Raw genomic sequence first — 22,305 nt, forward strand, 5'->3', positions numbered from 1 at the left:
AGCGAGTCATACAGCACCTCACGAGAAAGAGATGGGAAGTGGACCACAGACCGTGGTGCTTCACGGTCGATTCCAGGGTACCTAACCTCTTATCTCTCCGCAAGAGGGAAGCCGAAGAAATTGCGACTCGCCGGGAGCACGATAGATTTTTCCTGCATTCCCCGTGGTGTGCCTCACCCTGTTTATTTGTCAAGAGGCCGCAGGAAGACGTTCATGATTTCCAAGCCGGGAATCGGATGGAAAATGATGAGGCCGGCGGCAGACGAGCGAAGGGTTTCCCTCCGCCAGGCGTCCGGTTTGCCAGTAGCGGGTACGCTGAGCGTGGTCTTGTTGCCTGCCACGTCGATCTGCCACTGGCGTTGCTTGGCGGCTGCGGGGAGGCGCCAATCGAAGAGTAGCTCGCACGGGCCGTATTCCTTCCCGCTGGCCAGGGGGGCGTTCCCTTGAGCGACGAGTCGTCCGCCGCTCGTCTTCCAGGTGCCGGCCTCCGCTTTCCAGCCCTCCAAGGTCAGGCCGTTGAAAATGCTGACATGGCCTTGCCAGGATTGGGCCACCTCCTCTGCCTTCGGCTGAGAGCTGGGCAGTTCCTTGATGCGGATATTCTTGAAGTGGCACTCGGCCCCTTCGCTTTCTAGCGCGAGATACCCCTTGCGCGGGACGCATTGGCTGACCCCAGAGACTTCCTTGCCGTTGACATGCAGCTTGATAGCGCCGTCCTTGGCGATGATCCGGTAGTGATTCCACTCGCCTCCTCCTTTGACCCGTTCCTCGCTCGGTAGGCAACGCATGTAGCCCCGCGGGTGAGGGCGATCCGGCACGCACTTGGCTCCATGAATGGCGAAAACGTCCCCGTGATTCGTCGCCCAATCCACCTTCGGGTAATTGATCAGCACCTGGACTTCGATGCCCCGCGTGTAAGGTGTCCCGACGGCTGGCAGAGGATCGCCCCAGACGAAAATGCCGGAATTGGCAATCTCCTTCTTGTTGACATGCATCCACTCCACCTCCAGGATGAAGTTCTCATACATGCGTTCGGTCCGCAGAAAGCCGGTCGGCTGGCCTGTGGTGATGATTTCGCCGTTCTTGACATAAAACGTGTCCGGATGGCAGTTGACGTTGACCCACCCCTGGAGATTTTGGCCGTTGAAGAGCGGGACGAACCCCTCTTCCTCTTGGGAATTCCCTGTCGGGTCCGCTGAGTTATTTCCCGAAGCCGAAAGGCCCGACGCGAGAAGTGCTGCTAGCAGTGCTGTAAATGCCATCCAACGGATCGAGTGGACTGTGCTCATAATCACGCCTCAGCAAAGGTGAAAGGGAGGTTTCGATTTTTTCTGGTATCGTCGGGGAAGGATGATAGGATTGTAGCAGGAGGTAAAGGAGGAAGCGAGGGAAAAAATGGCCAGACAGAAGATGATCCAGTGGGCTGCGGTTTTCGGGCTGTGGGTCTGCACTGGTGCCGAGCTGTCTGCCGCGGAGAGGGAACCACAGGCAGCCGCCCAGCGCCCGAACGTGCTGTTTATCGCCATCGATGATTTGAATGATTGGGTCGGGCCGTTGGCAGGCCACCCCCAGGTTCAGACTCCCCATCTGGACGCCTTGGCCCGGCGAGGAGTGACTTTCACCAACGCCCATTGTCAAAGTCCTTTGTGCAATCCAAGCCGTACCAGTGTGTTGACAGGTTTGCGTCCGAGCACGACCGGGGTTTACGCCCTGGCACCTTGGTTCCGCAGCGACGGCCGCTTCCGAGATCATCCCACCCTTTTCCAGTGGTTCCGGCGGCATGGCTACTGGACGGCTAGCACCGGCAAGGTCTTCCATGGAGGTTATCCCCCGCGCGCGGAGCGCCCCCAGGAGGCCGATGAATGGGGGCCGGATGGACGCTTGGCTTCACGGCCCCCGAAGAAATTCGTCCAGACGCCAGACCCTCACCCCCTCGTCGATTGGGGTATTTTCCCGGAAAAGGACGAAGATTGCTTTGATCATGACATTGCGACCTGGGCGGCGGACTGGCTGCGTAAGGCGCCCCAGGATAAGCCCTGGTTTCTCGCCGTCGGCTTCCAGCATCCCCACGTTCCCTGCTACGCCCCCAAGAAGTGGTTTGATCTGTATCCCGAGGATCGCCTGGTCCTGCCGCCTGTGCGGGAGGACGACCGTGCCGACTTGCCCCGGTTCGCCTCCTACTTGCACTGGAAACTGCCGGAGCCGCGCTGGAAGTGGCTCCAGCAGGCCGGCCAGTGGAAGCCGCTGGTGCGGGCGTATCTGGCGAGTGTCAGTTTCGTCGATCATCAAGTGGGACGGGTGCTTCAAGCCTTGCAGCAGAGCGGTCAAGCGGAACGAACCCTCGTCGTGCTTTGGAGCGACCACGGCTGGCACTTGGGAGAAAAAGGCATCACCGGCAAAAACACCCTCTGGGAGCGTTCCACGCGGGTGCCCCTGATTCTGGCAGGACCGGGAGTGGCGGCGGGAGGTCGATGCCAGCGTCCCGTCGAGCTGCTGGATTTGTATCCGACACTGGCCGAGTCCTGCGGCCTTCCCGTTCCCTCCGCCTTGGAAGGTGTCAGCCTCGTGCCGTTGTTGAAGGACCCCCGCGCTCCGCGGCAGCGCCCGGCGATCACCACCCACAACCCCGGCAATCATGCTGTGCGCACAGAACGCTGGCGCTACATCCGTTATGCCGATGGCAGCGAGGAATTGTACGACGTGCAGGCGGACCCCCACGAATGGCACAACCTCGCCGCCCAGGAACGCTACGAGCCGATCAAGAAGGAATTGGCCCGCTGGCTCCCTCGCAACGATGCCCCGCCCATGCGGGGAAGTGCCGGCCGGTTGCTCATCGTGGAAAACGGCGTGCCCATTTGGGAAGGACGGCCCATCCGCCCGGACGACCCCTTCCCGGACCAGTGATGCCCAGGAATGCCCCCCGCCCACTGCCCTGGCGGCAGGTGCTCCGCATGACTCATCCTTGGTCCGATGCCTGTCCTTTGTCCGTAAGAAACTGGGTGGAGACCGTCATCCCGGTTTCACCGCGGAAACCTTGACACTGGCGGCGTATTCGTTGACGTCATAGCGGCGGATCAAGGATGCCAGTTCCTTATGAAGTGACTCGGTGTTGTCAGCCGATAGGCTCTCCTGCCTCTGTTCCGGCCACGTTCCCCCGCAGCAACTCTGACTGGCGGCTATCCAGTCCTCCTCCGTGATGGACAACGAGCGTGTTGTGGAAGTACTCTCCCCCGTGGAGGAGCCAGTTGGTGCCGGGGGCTTCTCCGCAGACATAGCCGGCGAGCAGCAGCCGCTTTGACCCTCCACGAGGGCGTAAGCGTTGAGGTCAGCGCCGCTGTCGAGCACTTGAACCTGGACAAATCCCGCATCTTGCAAAAGCCGGATGTATTCCTCGAAGGTCAAGGCTCCGGCGATGCAGCCGACCAGGGCGGCAACACTTCGAGCGAGTTCCGGGGGCAGCGGCCGCTTCAGGGCGATGTCGGAGACGGCAATCCGGCCGCCCGGCTTGAGCACGCGATACATCTCCCGGAAAGCCGCCGCTTTGTCCGGCACCAGGTTGATGACGCAATTGGAGATGAGGCAATCCGCGGAGGCGTCGGGCAAGGGCAGGGCATCCAGGGTGGCCTGATAGAAGGCCACGTTTTCTAGTCCCACCCGAGCGGCATTGCGCCGGGCACGCTCGATCATCTCCGGGGTCATGTCAATCCCGATGGCCTTCCCCGTCGGTCCGACTTTGCGAGCCGCCAGGAGCACATCAATGCCGCCGCCGCAGCCCAAATCGACCACCACCTCTCCTGCCTTCAGATTGGCCAAGGCGGTTGGGTTGCCGCAGCCCAGCGCCATGTTCGCCTCCGCCGGCAGTTGCGCCAATTCCTCTGCGGAATAGCCGAACGCTTGGGCGGCTTCCTTCACCCCCGCTGTCTCTTGAGTGATGCCGCTGCTCGCCACAGCCGCATACTTTTGCCGCACGATGTCGGTGAGAGAGGTTTCGGACACGACAATGCACCTCGCCACGATAGCCCTTTGACTAGCAACACAACCTTCATTCTATGTTCCGAGGTTCAGGGATACGAGCGTTGCGGCATGAATCCGGCGCCATCCAGGTGGTCGACCTGGTACGATGGGATGGCTTTGCAGCACTGCTTCCCGGATGCGAACGTGTGCCCATCCCGTTGGACTGCCTCCCCTGGGGTAACCTGAGGCGATAGGCCGGCGTGCGATCTGCCGCAGGCAGCATGTCAGAAGGCGTGCTGAATGCCGAACCAGATTTGCCACGGCGTTGCGGCATTGAGGGTCTTGGCCACATCCAGGCGCAATAAGGCCCGTTCGATGAAACTGAAGACGGCCAGATCGAGGCGCAAGCCCACCCCAAGAGCGTGAGCCACATTCCCGATTCGCCGCCCATCGACGTAAATGGCTCCCACATCATAAAAGGTGGCAAGCCACAAGTTGCGGCCCCCGAAGATATGATCCAGAATATCCCACTCCACCTCTCGGACCAAGGGCAGGCGTAGCTCGACATTGGCTACCCAAGCCGCGCTGCCTTGCCGTTCAGCTAGATCGAAGCCGCGGAACAACGTTCCCCCGCCCAGTGCGAAGAAACGCCCTTCATCGGGGAAGGCACCGAGCAAGACCAGGCGTGTGGCGAACCGGGTGTGTCCCAGGGGTCCCCAATCGTCACGCCCCAAAGAGCGCACGGCGGCCAATTCCAGGCGTCCTTGAGTCGTGCCGCGCCAGCCTTGAACATCGGCCGAACCGCCCCCTGCGAGCAGGTCCACCCAGATACCGCCCTCTGGGTCCCAATAGGGAGTGTACATGTTCCACCGGTAATGATAGCCACCCAGGATCATATGATTCCAACGGATGCCATCCGAAGAACGTGAATAAGGGAGGAAGTTATCCTGATAAGTTGTAAATACTTCCTGATACATCATGGGAGGTAAATAGAGACTGGAAGTGGGCAGAAGGACGTGGCGAACATAAAGCACGCCGCGATGGGGGCCGCCTGCTCCGGCGAGCCGATCCCAAGGTGCGACGACTTGGTCGCGGAGCCGTCCCCACGGTCCGGCAATCCGCCACTCCCAATTCCCGCCGATTTGCCAGTGATTTCCAAGAACTGCGGCATCGGCACCGAGAACGACATCCTGAAAATCCGAGCGGTAGGCCAAATAGGTACCGGCTTGGTAGTGCTCTGGGCGGTTCAGGCCAGCCCGCAGCCCGACCATCGTCGTACGCGTGTACCACGGATCATTGTAGGATGGTCCCCACACCCATGGGCCAATAATAATGTTGAGACGATCGTAATTCATTGTGAAGTTGGTCTCGTCCAATATCGTGTAAAGTGGTGTGAGGCGAATGTGCGGTTGGGATTTCCACACATTATTTGCTGGCTCGGCATCGAGCAGCACGCGATCCGGGTCCAGGACGGCTTGTACCGGAGCGGAAGGGGCCAAAATCTCCACCTGCCAGCGCTTATCTCCCAGGTAATGGACAGTCGCTTGACATTCCGGGAGCTGGATCGGCTCGGTGGTAAAACCGACGGGGATGCGGTGTTGAGAGCCGTCGGCGAAGAGCACCGCGAGGAGCGTGGGTTCGGTGATCTCCCGATTTTGCCGGACGATGATGCGCACGGGCGGATGGGCACTCGTTCGAGGCCGAAAAATCCGCGGTATAGCCGCCGGGTGCTCAACGCCCTCAATCTGCCAGTCGGTCAGTTCCGTGCCGTAGACCCAGCGCTGGAAGAACTCGCCCCAGTCCCGGCCCGTGTATTGTTCCAGCTCCCGCCGCAGGTCCCGCACTTGAAGAATGCGCCAGCGATATTTGAGGGCCAAGTGTCGGATGAAGTCGTGGAAGGCCGGCTCGCCCAGGCGGGCTTCGATCATGCTGAAGACTTTCGAGCCGCGGTCGTAGGCGCCGGTGAATAGGCCGAACAGATTCTCGTAAGCAGGCAAGTTTTGGGCCGCCGGGTGCATCTCGCCATTACGGATGGCATAGTACAGTCCGCTGTAGCGGTAGTTTTCCCGGTGGATATTCGGCAGCCAGCGGAACCCCCGCGGCCATTCCAGCATCGGATTATTCCGGCCATGCTTGTGATCGAGCAAGCGGTGGGTGAAGTGCACCGCCGCCCCCTCATCCATAAATGGTTCTGCGTAACCGTTGGTGCCGATCAGGTTATACCACCACTGGTGGCAGGTCTCGTGAGAAACCAGGTATTCGACGTATCCGCGGGCCAGATGCGGCATGGCGAAAACCCGCTCATCGATCATGATCAGCCCTGCACATTCGTTGCCATTCCAGCCGAAGTAGGACTCCACAATCGTGAACTGGTCATATGGGTAATCCCCAAACCAGCGGGAAAAGATGGGCAGGGCTTCGGCGGCGATACGGAGGATTTCTAAGGCGTAAAATTCGTGCTCCGGGAAGGCATAGCAGCGCAGTTGCACGGTGCGCCCCGATGGGAGGGCCGTTGTGGCGGTGAATTCCCGAAAGCGGCGTGAGCAGAGGATGGCAAAATCCCGGCCGACGAACGGATGGAGGTGGACACGGCGGCGGCCATCGCCGAGCCGCTCGTCCCGCAGCACAGACGCTGGGACGGCCAGGACTTCTTCCTCCGGCAATGTGATCGTGGCGTGAAAGATGCCCGCTTCGTTGAACCACGGTTGATGCCAGGGGACAAACGGCATCGGCTTCCAGCCATCGCTGTCGCAGTAAGCTAGGAGCGGCAGGGCGTTGGTCAAATAGGCCACCCCTTTCCAGTGACCCAAGCGCCCCTGTTTGTTCGGCAGATAATACGAGCAGTGGAGAACGACCGTGACTGACTCGCCCGGTGCGAGGGGGCGGGGGAGGAACACCCGCAGAGCTGTCACATTATCGGCATCGAAGCGGAAAGAGAGAGGTTGATCATAGACGTCCTTGCCCTGTTGCAGGAGCCGCACGGATTGGACGACGCCAAAGCGCCCGCAGCGGTCGATTCCCAGTGATGGTTGCAAGCGGAGCATCTCCAGCGTCTTGGCCAAATGGATATAGTCTCCCTGGGGGACGCGATAGTGCGGATAGAAATTGAATGCCAGATGATCGAGGGGGAAGGGGGTGGTGTTGCTCCACGTCACGTGCAGGGTCAGTTGGGCCGTGTGCTTGTGGGTATCCAGAACGAGATCGAAGCGATAACGGGGGAGATGAGCGGGCAGAGGCGGCGAGGCGGACGCGGGGGCCTTTTCTTCGGCTGACAAGGCCTGTTTTGGGGCCAACAGGCAGGGGTAGAAGGCGGGCGATAGCCAAGCCGCGAAGGAGCCAAGGAAGATAGCCAGCCAGCCCCACCGTTTACCGCAAACATTGCGGGATGACCCGGTGTCCGGCGTCAGCCAACGCATATCTGTTCCCGCAGGAGGCATAGTACCAGGGTCTCGGGGGTTCAGGTCCGAGGCACCGTGTGGTTCCGAGAGTTTTCCCCCGGCGGAGGGCATAGCAAGGGTGCATCGCCAATGCCAGAGCAATTGCGGGAAGCGCTGCTAAGAACAGGGGAGGGACCCGATAGGTCACGCGAGGAAAGGGGGGTAGACGGTTATCCGACGGGCCGGCGGATGGGGAGGATGACGGGGAAAGAGGCACGTTACATTCAGGAAGGCATCGGTGACGGCGGGGACGACGGGGGCAGGTGGCGAGGGGGGAGTTGATCGGGATGGCGGACGCCTTCGGGCAGGATGGCGTCGCGGGGCACCAGGACAGGAATCCCATTACGGATGGGGAAGCGTGCGGCACAGGCGGGGCAGAGGAGGGCGTCCTCCGCGCGCTGAAGAGGGGTTTGGCGGTGGGGGTCGAAAGGACAGCGAAGGTAGGGGAGAATCTGGTCGATCATGGGGCATTTCCCGTGAAGTAGGGAGAATGTTTGCTCTCGGTGGCGGAGGTAGAGGGAGATTTAGGGGGGGAGGTGGGATGTAACAAGGGACGCGTGGAAAGAAAAAAGCCCCTGATGGGTGAGCATCAGGGGCGGGAATATCTTTGCAAGGTGGTGAGGCCCTGTGGGGGTTGGGTGACATGATTTGGAGTGGTCAACATCCTTAGAAAGGAGGTGATCCAACCGCAGGTTCCCCTACGGTTACCTTGTTACGACTTAGTCCCAATCAGGAGTTTCGCCTTCGGCACCGGTGAAGGTGACTTCGGGCGCCCCTCCCTTTCGTGGCTTGACGGGCGGTGTGTACAAGGCTCAGGAACACATTCACCGCGGTGTTGCTGACCCGCGATTACTAGCGATTCCGTCTTCACGGAGGCGAGTTGCAGCCTCCGATCTGAACTGGGGCGTGTTTTTTGCGATTGGCTTCCACTCGCGTGGTTGCTTCGCTTTGTACACGCCATTGTAGCACGTGTGCAGCCCTGGGCATAAAGGCCATGATGACTTGACGTCATCCCCACCTTCCTCCGGTTTGACACCGGCAGTCCCTCCAGAGTGCCCCTTGCGGGTAGCAACTGAAGGTAAGGGTTTCGCTCGTTATGGGACTTAACCCGACATCTCACGACACGAGCTGACGACAGCCATGCAGCACCTGTGCCGGGTTCCGGGCTGGGTACCGTTCGTTCCCGTTTCCGGGTCCTACTTCCCGGCGCTTTCGCACATGTCAAGCCCAGGATAAGGTTCTTCGCGTAGCCTCGAATTAAGCCACATGCTCCACCGCTTGTGTGAGCCCCCGTCAATTCCTTTGAGTTTCAGCCTTGCGGCCATACTCCCCAGGCGGGGTACTTAGCACTTTTGCTACGGCAGTAAGCCCATGTCTAGCCTACTACCTAGTACCCATCGTTTAGGGCTAGGACTACCGGGGTATCTAATCCCGTTTGCTCCCCTAGCTTTCGTGCCTCAGCGTCAGCAGAGGTCCAGCGAGCCGCCTTCGCCACCGGAGTTCCTGTGGATATCAACGCATTTCACCGCTCCACCCACAGTTCCGCTCGCCCCTACCTCCCTCGAGGTCGTCAGTATCTGAGGCAGTTCCACGGTTGAGCCGTGGGATTTCACCCCAGACTGGACAACCCGCCTACGCACCCTTTAAGCCCAGTGATTCCGAACAACGTTCGCACGGTTCGTCTTACCGCGGCTGCTGGCACGAACTTAGCCCGTGCTTCCTCCAGGGGCCGATCAAGCCCTTGTGGGGCTTTTCCTCCCCTCGACAGCGCTTTACAACCCGAAGGCCTTCATCGCGCACGCGGCGTCGCTCGGTCAGGCTTGCGCCCATTGCCGAAGATTCTCGACTGCAGCCACCCGTAGGTGTCTGGCCAGTGTCTCAGTGCCAGTGGCGCGGGTCGTGCTCTCACACCCGCTAGGCATCTTCGCCTTGGTAGGCCATTACCCTACCAACTAGCTAATACCACATGGGCCCCTCCCGAGGCGGCGGACCTTTGCTCTCACGAGTTCATCCGGTATTACCCACCATTTCTGATGGCTATCCCGGACCTCGGGGTAGGTTACCCATGCCTTACTGCCCCTTACGCCGGTTCCCTCCCTTGCGGGAGATTCCCTCGACTTGCATGCCTAATCCACGCCGCCAACGTTCGTTCTGAGCCAGGATCAAACCCTTCAAAAGTTTTTTCGCTCCGCCTTGCAGCGGATCACTTTTGAGAGTTTGGCCGTTGTTCGGCTTGACTCATCCGCTTGGCCTAGTCTGCCCCGGCAACCCTTACGGATTGCAGGCGGCTTCCGAGGGCCGAGGTTTGGGTCACGCCTGAACAATCGGCGATGAACCCAACCTCCTCATTCAGGGCATCTCACCAACTTGTCAAAGATCACACGATGACCTCATTGGTCCCGTCATCGTTCGCGGCCTGCTCGCCGCTTTGGGTGAAGAAATACTAATCATGACCGCGGTGCGTGTCAACTCTCCTGCCCCATTTTTTTCGGCAGCACTGCGTAATCTCTTGAAAAATAAACGTTTGCAGTGTGAAAAAAATTTGGAGGCCGGAGGAACGGACAGCTCTTTTTCCCGCGGGGTAGGCTGACTTGGAGGTCTTTTTCGCCGGATTTTAGCCGGGTACACCTGCCGGATTCGATTTGCCATTATCCAACTTTTTCCCCGGATCAATGAGCAGTGCCCAGCCATCGTAGGAAAGGCCCCAGGACAGGTTGGGCTTGGCTTACGCGCTTCGATGAAGACACGTAGGCAGGCGGTGAGCGACCCCTCGTGGAGGAGGAAAGTCACTTTGGCGGAGTAAGGAAAAAGCTCGTGGGTCCATTTCGGTGTGGAGTGATACAATAAGCCTAATCGCCGGTGGAGAGGATGGCGGTCATGGCGAAACCAGCAGCACTCATTTTGCGCGCTCCTGGAACCAATTGCGATTGCGAGGTTCAGACGGCATTTGAGCTTCTGGGCGTGCGCGCGGATCGGGTCCACCTCAATGCCCTGTGCGAGCAGCCCCGCCTGTTGCGGCGCTACCACATTTTGGTGCTTCCCGGCGGCTTTTCGTATGGGGATGACATCGGTGCGGGGAAAGTCCAGGCTCTGTATTTCCAGCATTACTTGAGCGACGCCTTACGGCAATTCCGGGATGAGGAAAAGCTGATCTTAGGGATTTGCAACGGCTTTCAGGTGTTGCTCAAGGCGGGACTTTTGGTGCCGCCGGATGAGGAAGGCCCCTTGGCGACGCTGACCCTCAACGATTCGGGGCATTACGAGGATCGCTGGGTCCATTTACAGGTGACCTCCCGCAAGTGTCCGTTTTTGGAGGGGATCGAGCGGCTTTATGTCCCTGTTGGTCATGCGGAGGGGAAGTTCCTCTGCCGGCAGGAGTGGATCGCTCGCGGTCTGGAGCAGGCGGGGCAAGTGGTGCTGCGGTATGTGGATGCCGCGGGACAGCGGGGCGGTTACCCGATCAATCCCAACGGTTCCCAGAACGACATTGCCGGACTGTGCGATGCCACGGGCCGAGTGCTGGGAATGATGCCCCATCCAGATCGGCATCTCTTCCCGACTCAGCATCCGCAATGGACGCGGCGCGGGTTGGCAGAAGAGGGGGAAGGATTGAGCATCTTTCGCAACGCCGTCCGGTTCTTCGAGCGGAATTGAAAACGATGAGCACTCCGAACAGCCTGATTCCTCTCTGAAGGGTTTCTACGGAAATCGGGGCGGCTCAGAGGCGGTTGCGGTAGCGGCGCGGCAGCCGACGGGCCGACGAAACGGCTGAACGATCCCCAGGGGGACTGGACCACTCCGAGGACGGCATCGGAAATGGCGGCTCTTCCTCCTCCTTCCACCAGCCCTCCTCGTCCCGTGGTAACTGGTCGAGAGGATTCGGGAGGAAAGGTTCCGCGGAGATCACAAGCCGCGGGGTGAACCACTCCCCTTCCACTTCCTCCTTATCCAGCAGCCGATTGATCGTCATTTCGATTCGTGTCAGCAGCTCGCCTTGTTCCGGGGTGACGAAGGAGATGGCGACCCCATCTCGGCCCAACCGGCCCGTGCGTCCGATGCGGTGGATGTAGTTATCGGCATCTTCCGGCAAGTCGTAGTTGATGACATGGGAAATGCCTTCCACGTCGATGCCGCGGCTCATGACGTCGGTGGCGATGAGGAAGCGAATGTCGCCGCTGCGGAAGGCGGCCATGATCCTTTCCCGCTGGCGTTGAGTCAAATCGCCGTGAATGACGGCAGTCTCCGCAAAGCGGGGCTTGAGCTGGCGGTATAACTCGTCCGCGCCCTGCTTGCGTGCCACAAAAATCAGGCATTGCCGGGGCGATTCCCGCTCCAGCAGATAGCAGAGCAACTCGAACTTTTTCTCGGCATCGACCGTGATGTAGCTCTGGCGGATCGTGGCGACGGTGGATTGCTCCGGCATCAGGTTGACATGCTGGGGATCGGTCATGTAGCGGTGGACCAGGCGGAGTACGGCTTCAGGCACCGTGGCGGACATCAAGAGCGTTTGCCGCTGGCTCGGACAGTGGCGCAAGATACGCTCAATATCCGGGCGGAAGCCGATGTCGAGCATGCGGTCGGCCTCATCGAGCACGACATAACGGACATCCCGGAGTTGCAATGTGCCGCGCCGCAGATGATCGAGAAGGCGTCCGGGCGTTCCGACCACGAGGTCCGTCGAGTGTTTCAGAAGGCGGGTCTGCCGTTCGAGAGGAACGCCGCCGTAGAGGGTGACGACGCGGAAGCGACGACACGGAGCCAGCTTGTGGGCTTCCGCGCTGACTTGCAGGGCCAGTTCCCGCGTGGGGACCATCACCAGGCCAATTGGCCCGCGGAAGCGGTGGGGACGCCAGCGAGTGAGAAAAGGAAGAAGGTAAGCGGCGGTCTTGCCCGTTCCGGTTTGGGATTGGCCAATGACATCCCGGCCGCGCAATGCCAGGGGAATGATCGCCTCTTGTATCGGCGTGGGATGACGGTAGCCGGCATGCTCCAGGGCGTCCAGAACCGCCCGGCTGATACGCAATTCTGCGAAACTACGAGTAGTGACCAGGGGCACAGGTGGCCTGCATTCCCTCTCTTCCCCAGCCGCCCCGCTATCCGGGGTCGAGGAGGGGGAAGAACAACCCTCTTGGCTATCACCGTTCCCCTCACCGTCACCCGCAACGCGATCATCGAAGCCAGAACAGCTTTCCCCCCCTCCGTCGTCGCTCGATCCCTCTACAGTGCCTTCCAAATATGATTGCTCTGACGGTTGGGAATCCTCACCGGCGGCCTGATTAGCCACCCCACCTGAACTCTCTGGCGGACAATGGTCTGAACTCTCACCCGGACAGAGGGGTTGACTCATCGGTGATGCTTCAGTCTGCGTCATGGAGAGGCCAGAATCGCCATTCCTCATGTTGCTGTGTGGGACCTCGCTATTCAGGTGCGCTCCTAGGGGGGGCAAACATCCGTTTCCGGAGCATAGTCGAGGCAAGATTGATCTGGACGTAATAATTGTAAGAATGTCACCGCAGGGTCGTCCAGAGGCAGGCTGCCTCCCGAAAACCGGGTACGCGTTGCACAGGAAGTGTCGCTCCATCAAGCTCTAGCTCAGTCGATGGAGGAATAGGCCCGACGAGGAGCCGGTAGCCGGGAAAGGAAAAGGAGTTCCGGGACACCGCGGCCCGACAGCAAAGTCTTCTCCATGCCGGGGATCGATCCCATCAATTCCAAGAGGACGGCGGGAAAGGTTGGCTCAGGGGAGTTTGATGGGGGGACGTTTAGTATCCGGTTCATCCGCGGGCTGATTTTTTGCCGGGGAGTGAGGGGGCGCCGCCGGAGGAGATTTCCGCAGATGCTGGAGCACCGGCGGATTGGACGCCTCCGTCAGGGGCAGCATGGAATTACCCCCGCGGCCAGACGCAGGGTTTGGGAGGTGGGAAACGATGGCGGTGTGTCGTTCGATGAGGAACCAGCCGAGAGCGAGAAGGGCGATCGCCGAAGCCGCGAGAACATAACGGGGCCGGCGCAGGGTATCGGAAGGTGGACGGGATGATGCAGGGGGGGCAATCTGAGCCTGAAGCGCCGAGGGGGTTGCCGTCGCCTCCGGCGCAGGAGCCGGGGGCCAAACAGCGGGAATTTGAGAACGGAAATAGGCTCGCAGCAGATGATCCAATTCGTCATCTGGGGGAAGGGCCGGGAGAGGAGTATGTGGCTCTGTCATGGCTTTGCGTCCAAAGTTTTCTTACAGGTTAGCTGTTTCCGGTCCAAGCTTGAGTTTTGGAACGTAGTCCGTCCTGTGATGCCAGAGAACCTTCTGCACGGTGCTCGGCAGGCAATCGCTGTGCCAGGAACCGCCCAGGGGTTGGGGTCATAGTTCCGACTCCTGCGGGGCAGCCAGCGGTGTGCCAGTTTGGGGGCGGCGGCATTGCTCTTTCTGTTTGACCAGAGCAGCCAATCGCTGGCGGGCACGAGTCAGGCGCATATGGACAGCCGCAACCGCGATGTTCAAATACTCGGCAATGCGGTGGGTGTCGTAATCCCAAGCATAACGGAGGGTCAGGATTTCGCGGTCTGCGGGGGCGAGTTCCTGGAGCAAGCTCCGAAGCCGGGCAAATTGCTCGGTGTGTTCGAACCGCTCGACCGGTGAAGGCTGGGGGGCGACCACTCCGTTGAGGACCTCCATGCTTTGGGTACCGTGGCGGCGGAAAGCGCTTTTGGCCATATCTTCGGCCAAGTTGCGGGCCACGCGGAGGAGCCACGCCCGCGGGTTTTCGATGGTTTCTCCTGCTTCCCACTGCCGCCACAAGCGCAGGAATGTTTCCTGCATAATGTCTAAGGCCAGGTGGCTATCCATCCAACGGGCATAGGCAATCGCCCAAATCTCCCGGCTATAGGCCGCATAGAGGCGCTCAAACTCCCGCCGTCGGGCGGAGTCCCTAGGGGAATCCGGCAGCGAATGGTGACCACCCATCCCAGCGTTGCGCCCGCCTCATCGAGCGAGGGCCTTGTTGCCTGGCGCCTATATGACGATGAACCTGCTGTCATCCTAACCGATGATGACCAAGTTGTCGCGGTGGACGATTTCGGCATAAGGGAGCTGCCCGAAGCGTTCCCGGATTTGGGTACTGGTCAGGCCGCGGATGCGTTGGGCTTCCGCCGCGGAATAGTTGCTCAGTCCCCGTGCGATTTCCTGCCCCTCTGGCCCGCAGATGGCCACGAGGTCTCCCTTGGTAAAGTTTCCGTCGATCCGGACGACGCCGACAGGTAAAAGGCTTTTCCGCTGCTCCAGCAAGGCGCGTTGGGCCCCGGCGTCGATGTGCAAGGTGCCTTTGGGTCGAACGGTGAATCCGAGCCACCGTTTCCAGGCCGGTAGGTCTTCGCCGTGGGGTAGAAACAGCGTGCCCAGCGGTTCCGCCGCAAAGAGCCGGTCCAGCACGTGATCCCACCGGCCATTGGCAATCACCACCGCTTCCCCCGCCGCCGTGACCAATTGAGCCGCCTTGAGCTTGCTCCGCATGCCGCCCGTGCCGAGGCTGCTGCGCGTCGAAGCTGCCAGAGCGAGAATCCGGGAGTCGATCTTCTCCACCGTGGGTAAGAGGGAAGCATCGGGGTTGAGGCGGGGATCATCGGAATACAGGCCATCCACGTTGGTCAGGAGCACCAAAAGGGGTGCCCGGAGCAGGTTGGTCACCAAGGCGGCCAAGTGGTCGTTATCCCCGAATTTGATCTCCGCGACCGAGACAGTATCGTTCTCGTTGATGATGGGCAGGGCGCCGTACTCGAACAGGGCGTGGATGGTATTGCGGACGTTGAGGTAACGGACGCGGTGCTCGAAATCTCCCGCCGTGAGGAGGATTTGAGCCACAGCCCGCCCGTGGGGCGCAAAGCATTCCTGATACAATTGCATCAGCCGCGATTGTCCCACGGCCGCACAGGCTTGAAGCTGGGGCAATTCCCCCGGCCGCTGCGGCAACCCCAACAGCCCCACCCCAGCGCCAATCGCTCCCGAACTGACCAAGACCACCCGCCGACCGGAGCGGTGTAAACGCTCGATCTGATCAGCCAGGGATTGCATCCGTTCCCGGTCGATCTGCCCACGGCTATCGGCCAGGACGTTTGTACCCACCTTGATGACAACGAGGCGGGCTGGAATTACCCACTGCTCGCGTAATGGATCCGGCATAGGTCGATCCGTCATAGCCATCTCATTTGGGCGGAAGCTGCTGGAGAAGGGTTTATACGGCCAGACGCCGAGAACGCAAATGCCACTTCCCACTTGTCCACCCCTAGGTCAGGCAGAAACCGCCAGGGTTGGGCGTCCTAGGAACACTGGGCTGATCGAGGGAAATGCCTAGCCTGGAAGTCAACGCTGCAGAATCGGCAGGTAGTTGTTGGGCAGTTGCAGGATGATCAAGGCCATGGCCGTGGCATACACCGCGCCATGGTAGGGGTCGAGCCACAGGCCGCCGCTGGTGCGGGCCTTGTGGAGCAACTCCTGACGGATGGCGGGAAACCAGGTGTTCCAATATCGTTCCCGTGCCGTCCACATGGCCAGAGCGGCGTAATAGTGGCCGTACCAGTAATGCTGGGGTGGAATGTCCCGCAGCGATAGGGGCCGGCCCGGCAGGAATTGGAGCAGGTATTTCAACCCGCGCTCGATTTCGCCTCCCTGGTACAGCCCGGCGCTATACAAGCCGACGATGGCAGCCGCTGAGCGCGCAAAGGCCGAATGCCCTTGTCCTTTCCAATAGCTGAAGCCGCCATCGGCGACCTGGCACGCCTTGATATAAGCGACACCGGCATCAATCACGCTTTTGCGGATAAACAGGCCGGCATTTTTGGCGGCTCGAAGGGCCATCATGTGGGCCACAGTCACGGATACGTCGGCAAAAGCAGCCCGCGGTTCGTAGCGCCAGCCCCCCTCCTTGTTCTGAGCGGCGATGGTGAAAGCGACCGCTTTTTCCAAGGCCGCACGCACGGTTTGGTCCTGGCGGGGGGTGGGCATCATGCCGCAGACCTCCGCTAGGAACAGGGTGCCGAAGCCGTGGCTATACATGGGGCTGGGTTGCGTCGCCAGCCGCCCGCTGCCTTGGCTCTCAGGAGTGGTCAGGAAACCGGGATAGGGGCCATCCGCCATCGAGGCGACATATTCGGCCGCCCGCAACACTTCATTGCCGAATCGACCCCGCCCAGGTTGATGCCCCCCCGCCATCAACGCCAGGGCCGCCAGTGAGGTAATACCCACGGCAGAGCCGCTCCGATGATCCACAAAGGAACCCTCGGCATTCTGATTGCGGGCCAGGAACTCCAAACCGCGATCGATCGCCTCTTGCACCTCGGAGGTGATCTCCTGGGCTGCGTCCCGGCGATCCTCTCCCCCCCCAGCGACGCCAGACCGCGGCGGCTGAGCATGGCTGAGCCAAGCGCCTGTACTGCCTGCCAGCGCGCCTGCTGTCACCTTCAGCCACTGCCGCCGACTGATGCCTATCGCGGTTGTCCTTTCGGGTTCAGACACGGCGTCGTCTCCACTTCTCCACGCATGATATACTTAAGCCCTATTCAAGCACGGTGCATCTTCCAATCTTGCCTCGCGTCGTTCACCTTGGATTCACCTTTTCCTGAACCGTGAGGAATCACTTTTTCTGAAGCCGGGAGGAATAATATTGTTCCAGCAGTTTGGTGTATTTCGGGATCAATTCCTGGCGGTAGTATTCGCTTGCCTGCCGGCGTAAGGTGTCCGGTAAATGGCCCCAGACATTGCGAACCCAATCCTGCTCCCAATTCGGAGGTGCGGTGCGGGAGGGAGCAAGGGGTTTTTTCTGGGGGTCAGGGCGGGCGATTCCGCCCGGGGCTTTCGGTTCGGCGTCGATTTTCTGAGCCGCTGGCATGGGGTTTTTGCCTCCGGTCGGTGAGGAGGGGGTGCGGGAGGTCTGCGTGTCAGGCCGTGGGGAAGATGCTCCCTGGCGGGGGCGACGTGTGAAGGAGGGGGGCGTTCCCGGCTGCTCCTGACCGGAGGCGGAAGAACCCTTTCCTCCGGAGCCTGAAGGCGAGGGAGAATTGGACTTGCTCCCCAAGGGCGGAGCGTTGCCTCCTTTGGGCATTGGAGTTGAGGAGGAATTATTTCCCGAAGGATTGTCCTTCCCCATGGGCGGATGTTGCGGTTCCTTATTGCCCCCCTTGGGAGAGTCTTGAGGGGAATCCTGGGGCGGCTTCGGGGGCGGTTCCATGGGGGACTGCTTCTGATTCTTTTGGCTTTGGTCCTTGGGTGGCGGAGGCGGCGGGGGATGCAGGAGGGCATCGATATCCTTGAGGATATCGCGTTGGGTTTGCTGGGTTTGAGGGCCGGGGTTGGCCTGAGCCAGCTCCTGGGAAGCTTTTTGGGCATTGCGAATGATGCGCTGGAGGATCTCCCGCGGATCTTCCGGAGCCTCAGCGGGGGTCGGAGTCTCAGCGGCGGGTTGTGATTCCGGGGAACCATCAGGTCCGGCAGGGCGTGGGGGCGGGGCGACGTCCACCTGATCTAAGGCATCGCTGTCCGATTCCAGGGAAGTGCCTTCCTCCAAGGCGGCGGCTTCGAGCGCAGCGGCTTCGCGTAGATGGTATGCGCCCAAGGTTTCGATCCGGCTGTGATACCATCGGGTTATCATGGTTATCAGATGATGGCCGCGTGCCGTCACGCGTCGCTCCGGGCGCAGGAGGGAGGAAGGCGGATCATCCGCAGTGCCTTGGGGGATATTGGTGGGATCGGGCGGCTGGAGCCGGGGCATAGGAGGCGGTGCCGGTCGGGGTGGCGGAGCCACGGGAAGGGCAGGAGGAGCCTCCTCCGGTTGAGCTGTGGATTCGTCCAAGAGTGCGGCGAGCTTTTGGAAAAGGGCCGCGATTGTCCGTTGGGCAGCCTCTAGCTCCTGAAGTTCTTCACGATCGGCATCGGAAAGGCGGGACAGGTCCGGATGGTGCTGGGCGAAGGCGGCCGTGCGCTGGTGAATCTCGGCTTGCCAAGCGCGCAGGGCCTTGAGCTGAGCTAGGGGGGGAATCATTTCTCCCCGGAAGGCGGCAGGATCGGAGGATGCCGAGGGGGGGCGGGGAGAAGCGGAACGATCCGGGGCCGGCGGTGTCAGGCTGCCGCTATCGTCTTGCAGGGCGAGCAACAGTTGCTCCAGCCGGCGAGCGGCTTGTTCCATCGGTTGCACCAGACGTTGCTGGGCGGCTGTCTCCGCTTGGTCGCTCCAGGGAAGATCGGGATCGAGATCGTCGAGGCGTTGGTGGATACGCCCGGCGGCCCGCTCCAGCAGTTCGGCGGTGTCGCGAATGAGATGTTGGAGAACCGGCCAGTGGCTCAGTTCCTCCGCGAAGGGCCGGACATCTTCGGCGAGTTGTTTCTGGTCCTCGGCCAAAGCGGCGTAGCCTTGCTGAAGGGTGCGGGTCCAGCGTTTTTGGGCGAGAAGCTGGTGATGCAGGCGCTGGGCTTCGGCGATGCGGGAACGCTGGCGTTCCAGGAGGGCCTGGAGGCGATCGCGGAGTTGACGGCGTTTTTCATCCGCGAGCCGCTCGGCGGGGGAATGAGCAGCCACAGTGGCATCGAGGCGGTCGCGGGCTTCGTCCAAGCGCTCGATGGCCTGGACTTGTTCGGCCCAGGCAGCTTGGCCCTGCTGGAGCGCTTGCTGGGCGGCTGCCATCTGATCAATCGCCTCCTGGAGGGCTTGGAGGACTTCGGGCTGCCCCTGACGTTGGAGGCGTTGGAGCAATTGTTGGGCGTGTTCCTGGAGCTGACCCTGTTGGCGGGCCAGGCGTTGCAATTCCGCGGTGCGCTGGGCGGGATCGCTCTGTTGAGCGGCTTTTTGGGTGCGCCGCCGCAACTCATCCTGGGCGGTCCCCAGGGCGTCGAGACTATCCGCAGCCGCCCGCAGACGGGTCAGTTCTGGAATGGGGTCGGGGGTTTGTTCCTTCAGAGCGGTGATGAGGCGTTCCAGCCGTTCGGCTGCCTGGCGAGTTTGGCGAGCGGCCTGGGCCTGGAGATTGTTCCGCAGAGCGCTAGCGGCCTGCCGGAGGTCTTCGGCGGTGGTTTGGCCTTGGGCGGCCTGGATGGCCTGGCGTAAAGCGGCAGCTTCCTGAGCGGCTAGCTCGGCCTGGCGGAGCCGCTCCTGGGCGAGGGTTTGTTCCACGGCGGCTTGAGCTTGGAGGAAGGATCGCTGGGGGGAGTCCGGGGGAAGTTGTTGGGCTTGTTGCAGGATGTCGGCAGCACGCTGGCGGGCGGCAGCCGCCGCCGAGCGGGCTTGCTCGGCCTCCGTTTCCTTAGTCTGGGCCAAACTGGCGGCGCGGCTCAGAAGCGCTTCCGCTTGCTCCGCTGCCGCATCGAGCCGGGTAGCTCGGCGTTGCAACTCGGCTTGCTGCTCAGCGGGTAACTGGCCAGGCGTCTGGCCGGCGGGAATCTGTTCTCCCAGACGTTGCAACTCCGAGGCTTGTTGCAGAAGTTGCTGCTGGAGCAGCCGGGCAGCACTGCGCACATCGGCGGCCCCGCTCCACTCCGTGAGCAATTCGGCCAAAGCCTGCAACTGCTCTTGCACCACCCGCTGCTGTTGCCGCAGGGCCAGGAGGCGCTCTTCCACGAGAGGGGATGGCTGAAGTTTCCCGCCCGCGGCTTCCCGCAATTCCCGCAGCCGATTCTCCAGGGATGGCAACTCCTGCTCGGCGAGCCGTTGCAACAGGTCCGCGGCGGCTTGCAAGCGCTGGGTAGTCGGGGAGGGCGGCAGAGCGTTGGTTTGAACCAAAGTTTGCAAGCGGAGAACCCGGCTGCGCAGACCTTCCTGCGGGTCCTCCAGCCGCCCGCGTAGGAGGTGCTGCCCTTGTTCTACGCGCAGGAGCCGCTCGCGGTTGCTCGCTTCCTGCGCTTCATCCCTGGGCTGTGCTACGTACCCCTGCATCTGTTCCTGGGCTTCCTTATGCTGTTCGCGCAGGCGGAGGCTTTCCGGAAGCAGGGCGGTGAGTTCCCGCTGTACGATGGCCAGGAGGGTATCTTCTGTGACGATCATCAGCGTAAAGTCCCACGCGGGAGGGGGAATGCCGGACGGCATTTCCGAAGTCGGCGAGGGGGTCTCCCCCGTGGCGGCGGATGGCTTATGGCGGCCAGGTGGTTTGCAGGGCGAGATGTCGTCCCCATCCCAAGCGACGACCCGCAGATGCAGAATGTCTCCCGGTTGCGGAGGGCGGCCATCGGCATGCCGGAATTGCTGCAAAGGCAGCAGTTGTTCGCAGTGGTAGGTCCGCCAGGGGCGGGCGAAGGGGAGCGGGCTGCATAGCGCCGGGCTAACCTGCTGCAAACGGCCTAAGTCGAGCACATCCCACGTGTGAAGGACGTTTTCCCCTTCCCAGGAGTATTCCAAAGCGATGCGTCGCAGGCCGTAACGCGGGTCCGCCGCTGTCACATGGAGGGGCAGATGGGCCGTGGGGACGTACCATTGGGAATCCGATTCGGCATGGGGTCGGAGGAGGACGACGTGGGGAGGGGGGTCCGGGAGGAGGCGGATTTCCAGCAGGCGCGTGCTGGTTAGCCCGGTCGTGTCGGTCAGCTTCCAGGCGTAGGTGCCTGAGAAGGCGGGCTGAAAGCGCCCTTGAATGACCGTCCCTTCCTCGTCCAGTTGCAAGGGGATGTCGTCGGCGAGGGAAGCATGGAGGGAGAACACTGGAGGCAGAAGCGCAGGAGTTCCGACCTGTAAACCCCGCAACGGGGTCAAAAGGGATTGGTGAGTCAGATCGCCCAGGTACACCAACCGGGCCTCGGCTAGCGGAGTGTCCACCCGTGCCCGCAGGTGCAGAATGGAACCAGCAGGGATTTCGAGCACGGCAGCGGCATCCGGCAGATACCCTTCCGGCAGGCCCGTATAGGCGGGAGGTACGAGGCGGAATTGCGGGGAAGGTCGGCCTCCCATGGCCACAAATTGGGGAGGCGGGACGATGGTGACAGTATGCCAGGGCGTGGTGCTATCATTGGCCCGAATGCGGAATTGGTAGGTCTGGCTGAAACGCTGGGCCTGCCAAGCAACGGAAACGGGGGCGGCTGTTCCACGCACCGGGTCGCGTGTCAGGGGATAGCTTTCCAGCCATTGCTCTCCCGACGGCAGGCGGATTTCCACCTCGGCTTGTTCCGGGAGGACGCCGTGTACGACGAACACCAGCGTCCAGGATTCGCCACGGGCCAGGCGGGTGGGGAGGACTTGGGGTTCCACAATCTCGATGCGGGTCTGCGCGGGCCAGGGATGCACCCCGTAAGGATCGACGAAACGCAGAAGGGCTACCGCTGCTCGCTGGCTGTCCAGGAGTGCCCCAAGCGCGGTGGTGGCGAGCACCAACATGACGAGCCAAATCTCGCGCCAGGCAGCTCCGCTGGGGATCCAGGACTGCGAGTCATAACGTTCGTACCATCGCCGGGCGGCGCGAATGACCGCGGTGGCAAAGCGCTGGGGGACTTCCGGCTTTTCGGGATCCTGGCTTTGCAAGAAAGTCACAGCGGAAGCCAGGGTGTCCTGTAACTGCGGATTTTGCTCTTCCAGAGCGAGTGCGACGGCCAGGGGATCGGTGCGCAATCGCCAGGCGGCCAGCCACTCCCACCGGAAGACCGCAGCGGCGGCCAGGAGTGTCAGCACAAGCCCTACGGCCCGCACCACGTTAGGCAGGTGCCACAACACATCGGCCAGGGTGAACAGCAGCATCGGCAGCAGCAGAACCAGGGCCAAGCGGGCTGTGGCGCGCGCCAGATGAGCCATGCGGCGCGCACGCCCCAGGATTTCCAGGCTGTCCGTGAGGGATTCCCGGCTCCGGGGAGGATGCAGAATGATGCTCATCGCTGCCGTCTCCTCTGCGGCGAGTATTTGGACTGCTCAACTTGGGGCAACGGCCTGCCTCCTTTGGGCCAGTGGCTTGTTCTCACGTGGCT

The 22,305-nt window shown here is 61.5% G+C and carries 12 protein-coding genes and 1 rRNA gene; 2 read left to right on the forward strand and 11 right to left on the reverse strand.

Annotated elements, in window-relative coordinates; genetic code table 11:
• Nucleotides 1–182 precede the first annotated feature (182 nt).
• Entirely contained in the window at nucleotides 183–1,289 is a 1,107-nt protein-coding gene (locus tag H0921_RS14225) for a family 16 glycoside hydrolase (RefSeq protein ID WP_194539184.1), read from the reverse strand.
• A 106-nt stretch (nucleotides 1,290–1,395) separates the two neighbouring features.
• Here H0921_RS14225 and H0921_RS14230 point away from each other — a divergent pair, with 106 nt between their 5' ends.
• Entirely contained in the window at nucleotides 1,396–2,904 is a 1,509-nt protein-coding gene (locus H0921_RS14230) for a sulfatase (RefSeq protein ID WP_228499771.1), read from the forward strand.
• Nucleotides 2,905–3,009: 105 nt separating this feature from the next.
• Here the strand turns inward: H0921_RS14230 and arsM are convergent, their stop codons facing one another.
• From arsM to H0921_RS14250, 4 genes are all read right to left on the reverse strand, one after another.
• Complete coding sequence (gene arsM / locus H0921_RS14235) at nucleotides 3,010–3,996, reverse strand: arsenite methyltransferase (RefSeq protein WP_194539185.1); 987 nt, start codon at nucleotides 3,994–3,996, stop codon at nucleotides 3,010–3,012.
• A 242-nt stretch (nucleotides 3,997–4,238) separates the two neighbouring features.
• On the reverse strand, nucleotides 4,239–7,370 hold the full coding sequence (locus H0921_RS14240) for a M1 family metallopeptidase (RefSeq protein WP_194539186.1): 3,132 nt from the start codon (nucleotides 7,368–7,370) through the stop codon (nucleotides 4,239–4,241).
• A gap of 245 nt (nucleotides 7,371–7,615) precedes the next feature.
• Complete coding sequence (locus H0921_RS14245; protein ID WP_194539187.1) at nucleotides 7,616–7,855, reverse strand: Trm112 family protein; 240 nt, start codon at nucleotides 7,853–7,855, stop codon at nucleotides 7,616–7,618.
• 206 nt (nucleotides 7,856–8,061) lie between these two features.
• Nucleotides 8,062–9,569, reverse strand: a 16S ribosomal RNA gene (locus H0921_RS14250).
• Between the two features lie 699 nt (nucleotides 9,570–10,268).
• Between H0921_RS14250 and purQ the strand changes: the two genes are divergently transcribed.
• A complete protein-coding gene (gene purQ / locus H0921_RS14255) occupies nucleotides 10,269–11,045 on the forward strand; it encodes a phosphoribosylformylglycinamidine synthase I (protein ID WP_194539188.1) in 777 nt (258 codons plus the stop codon).
• A 64-nt stretch (nucleotides 11,046–11,109) separates the two neighbouring features.
• Here the strand turns inward: purQ and H0921_RS14260 are convergent, their stop codons facing one another.
• The 6 genes from H0921_RS14260 to H0921_RS14285 form a co-directional block, all read right to left on the reverse strand.
• Nucleotides 11,110–12,447 (reverse strand): DEAD/DEAH box helicase, encoded by a 1,338-nt coding sequence (locus H0921_RS14260; RefSeq protein ID WP_315851910.1) that lies wholly within the window; start codon nucleotides 12,445–12,447, stop codon nucleotides 11,110–11,112.
• Nucleotides 12,448–13,128: 681 nt separating this feature from the next.
• Nucleotides 13,129–13,596 carry a hypothetical protein gene (locus tag H0921_RS14265; RefSeq protein WP_194539190.1) on the reverse strand — a complete coding sequence of 156 codons (468 nt, stop codon included), beginning with the start codon at nucleotides 13,594–13,596 and terminating at the stop codon, nucleotides 13,129–13,131.
• Nucleotides 13,597–13,743: 147 nt separating this feature from the next.
• Nucleotides 13,744–14,346, reverse strand: a complete 603-nt coding sequence (locus tag H0921_RS14270) for an RNA polymerase sigma factor (protein ID WP_194539191.1) — start codon at nucleotides 14,344–14,346, stop codon at nucleotides 13,744–13,746.
• Nucleotides 14,347–14,421: 75 nt separating this feature from the next.
• Nucleotides 14,422–15,573 carry a glutamate 5-kinase gene (gene proB / locus H0921_RS14275; RefSeq protein ID WP_228499774.1) on the reverse strand — a complete coding sequence of 384 codons (1,152 nt, stop codon included), beginning with the start codon at nucleotides 15,571–15,573 and terminating at the stop codon, nucleotides 14,422–14,424.
• Between the two features lie 165 nt (nucleotides 15,574–15,738).
• The gene (locus tag H0921_RS18350; protein ID WP_194539192.1) at nucleotides 15,739–16,890 is read right to left on the reverse strand and encodes a prenyltransferase/squalene oxidase repeat-containing protein; all 1,152 of its coding nucleotides are present in this window, start codon (nucleotides 16,888–16,890) and stop codon (nucleotides 15,739–15,741) included.
• Between the two features lie 118 nt (nucleotides 16,891–17,008).
• On the reverse strand, nucleotides 17,009–22,213 hold the full coding sequence (locus H0921_RS14285; protein WP_194539193.1) for a coiled-coil domain-containing protein: 5,205 nt from the start codon (nucleotides 22,211–22,213) through the stop codon (nucleotides 17,009–17,011).
• Nucleotides 22,214–22,305: the final 92 nt, after the last annotated feature.

It is taken from the genome of Thermogemmata fonticola (assembly GCF_013694095.1).
In the GTDB taxonomy this organism is placed as follows: domain Bacteria; phylum Planctomycetota; class Planctomycetia; order Gemmatales; family Gemmataceae; genus Thermogemmata; species Thermogemmata fonticola.

What these genes read in the sequence shown, in the direction of transcription:
- purQ (WP_194539188.1), top strand. Translation starts at nt 10,269, where the DNA reads ATGGCGAAACCAGCAGCACTCATTTTGCGCGCTCCTGGAACCAATTGC.
- proB (WP_228499774.1), bottom strand. Translation starts at nt 15,573, where the DNA reads ATGACGGATCGACCTATGCCGGATCCATTACGCGAGCAGTGGGTAATT.
- H0921_RS14245 (WP_194539187.1), bottom strand. Translation starts at nt 7,855, where the DNA reads ATGATCGACCAGATTCTCCCCTACCTTCGCTGTCCTTTCGACCCCCAC.
- H0921_RS14225 (WP_194539184.1), bottom strand. Translation starts at nt 1,289, where the DNA reads ATGAGCACAGTCCACTCGATCCGTTGGATGGCATTTACAGCACTGCTA.
- H0921_RS14270 (WP_194539191.1), bottom strand. Translation starts at nt 14,346, where the DNA reads ATGGGTGGTCACCATTCGCTGCCGGATTCCCCTAGGGACTCCGCCCGA.
- H0921_RS14240 (WP_194539186.1), bottom strand. Translation starts at nt 7,370, where the DNA reads ATGCGTTGGCTGACGCCGGACACCGGGTCATCCCGCAATGTTTGCGGT.
- H0921_RS14230 (WP_228499771.1), top strand. Translation starts at nt 1,396, where the DNA reads ATGGCCAGACAGAAGATGATCCAGTGGGCTGCGGTTTTCGGGCTGTGG.
- H0921_RS14285 (WP_194539193.1), bottom strand. Translation starts at nt 22,213, where the DNA reads ATGAGCATCATTCTGCATCCTCCCCGGAGCCGGGAATCCCTCACGGAC.
- H0921_RS14265 (WP_194539190.1), bottom strand. Translation starts at nt 13,596, where the DNA reads ATGACAGAGCCACATACTCCTCTCCCGGCCCTTCCCCCAGATGACGAA.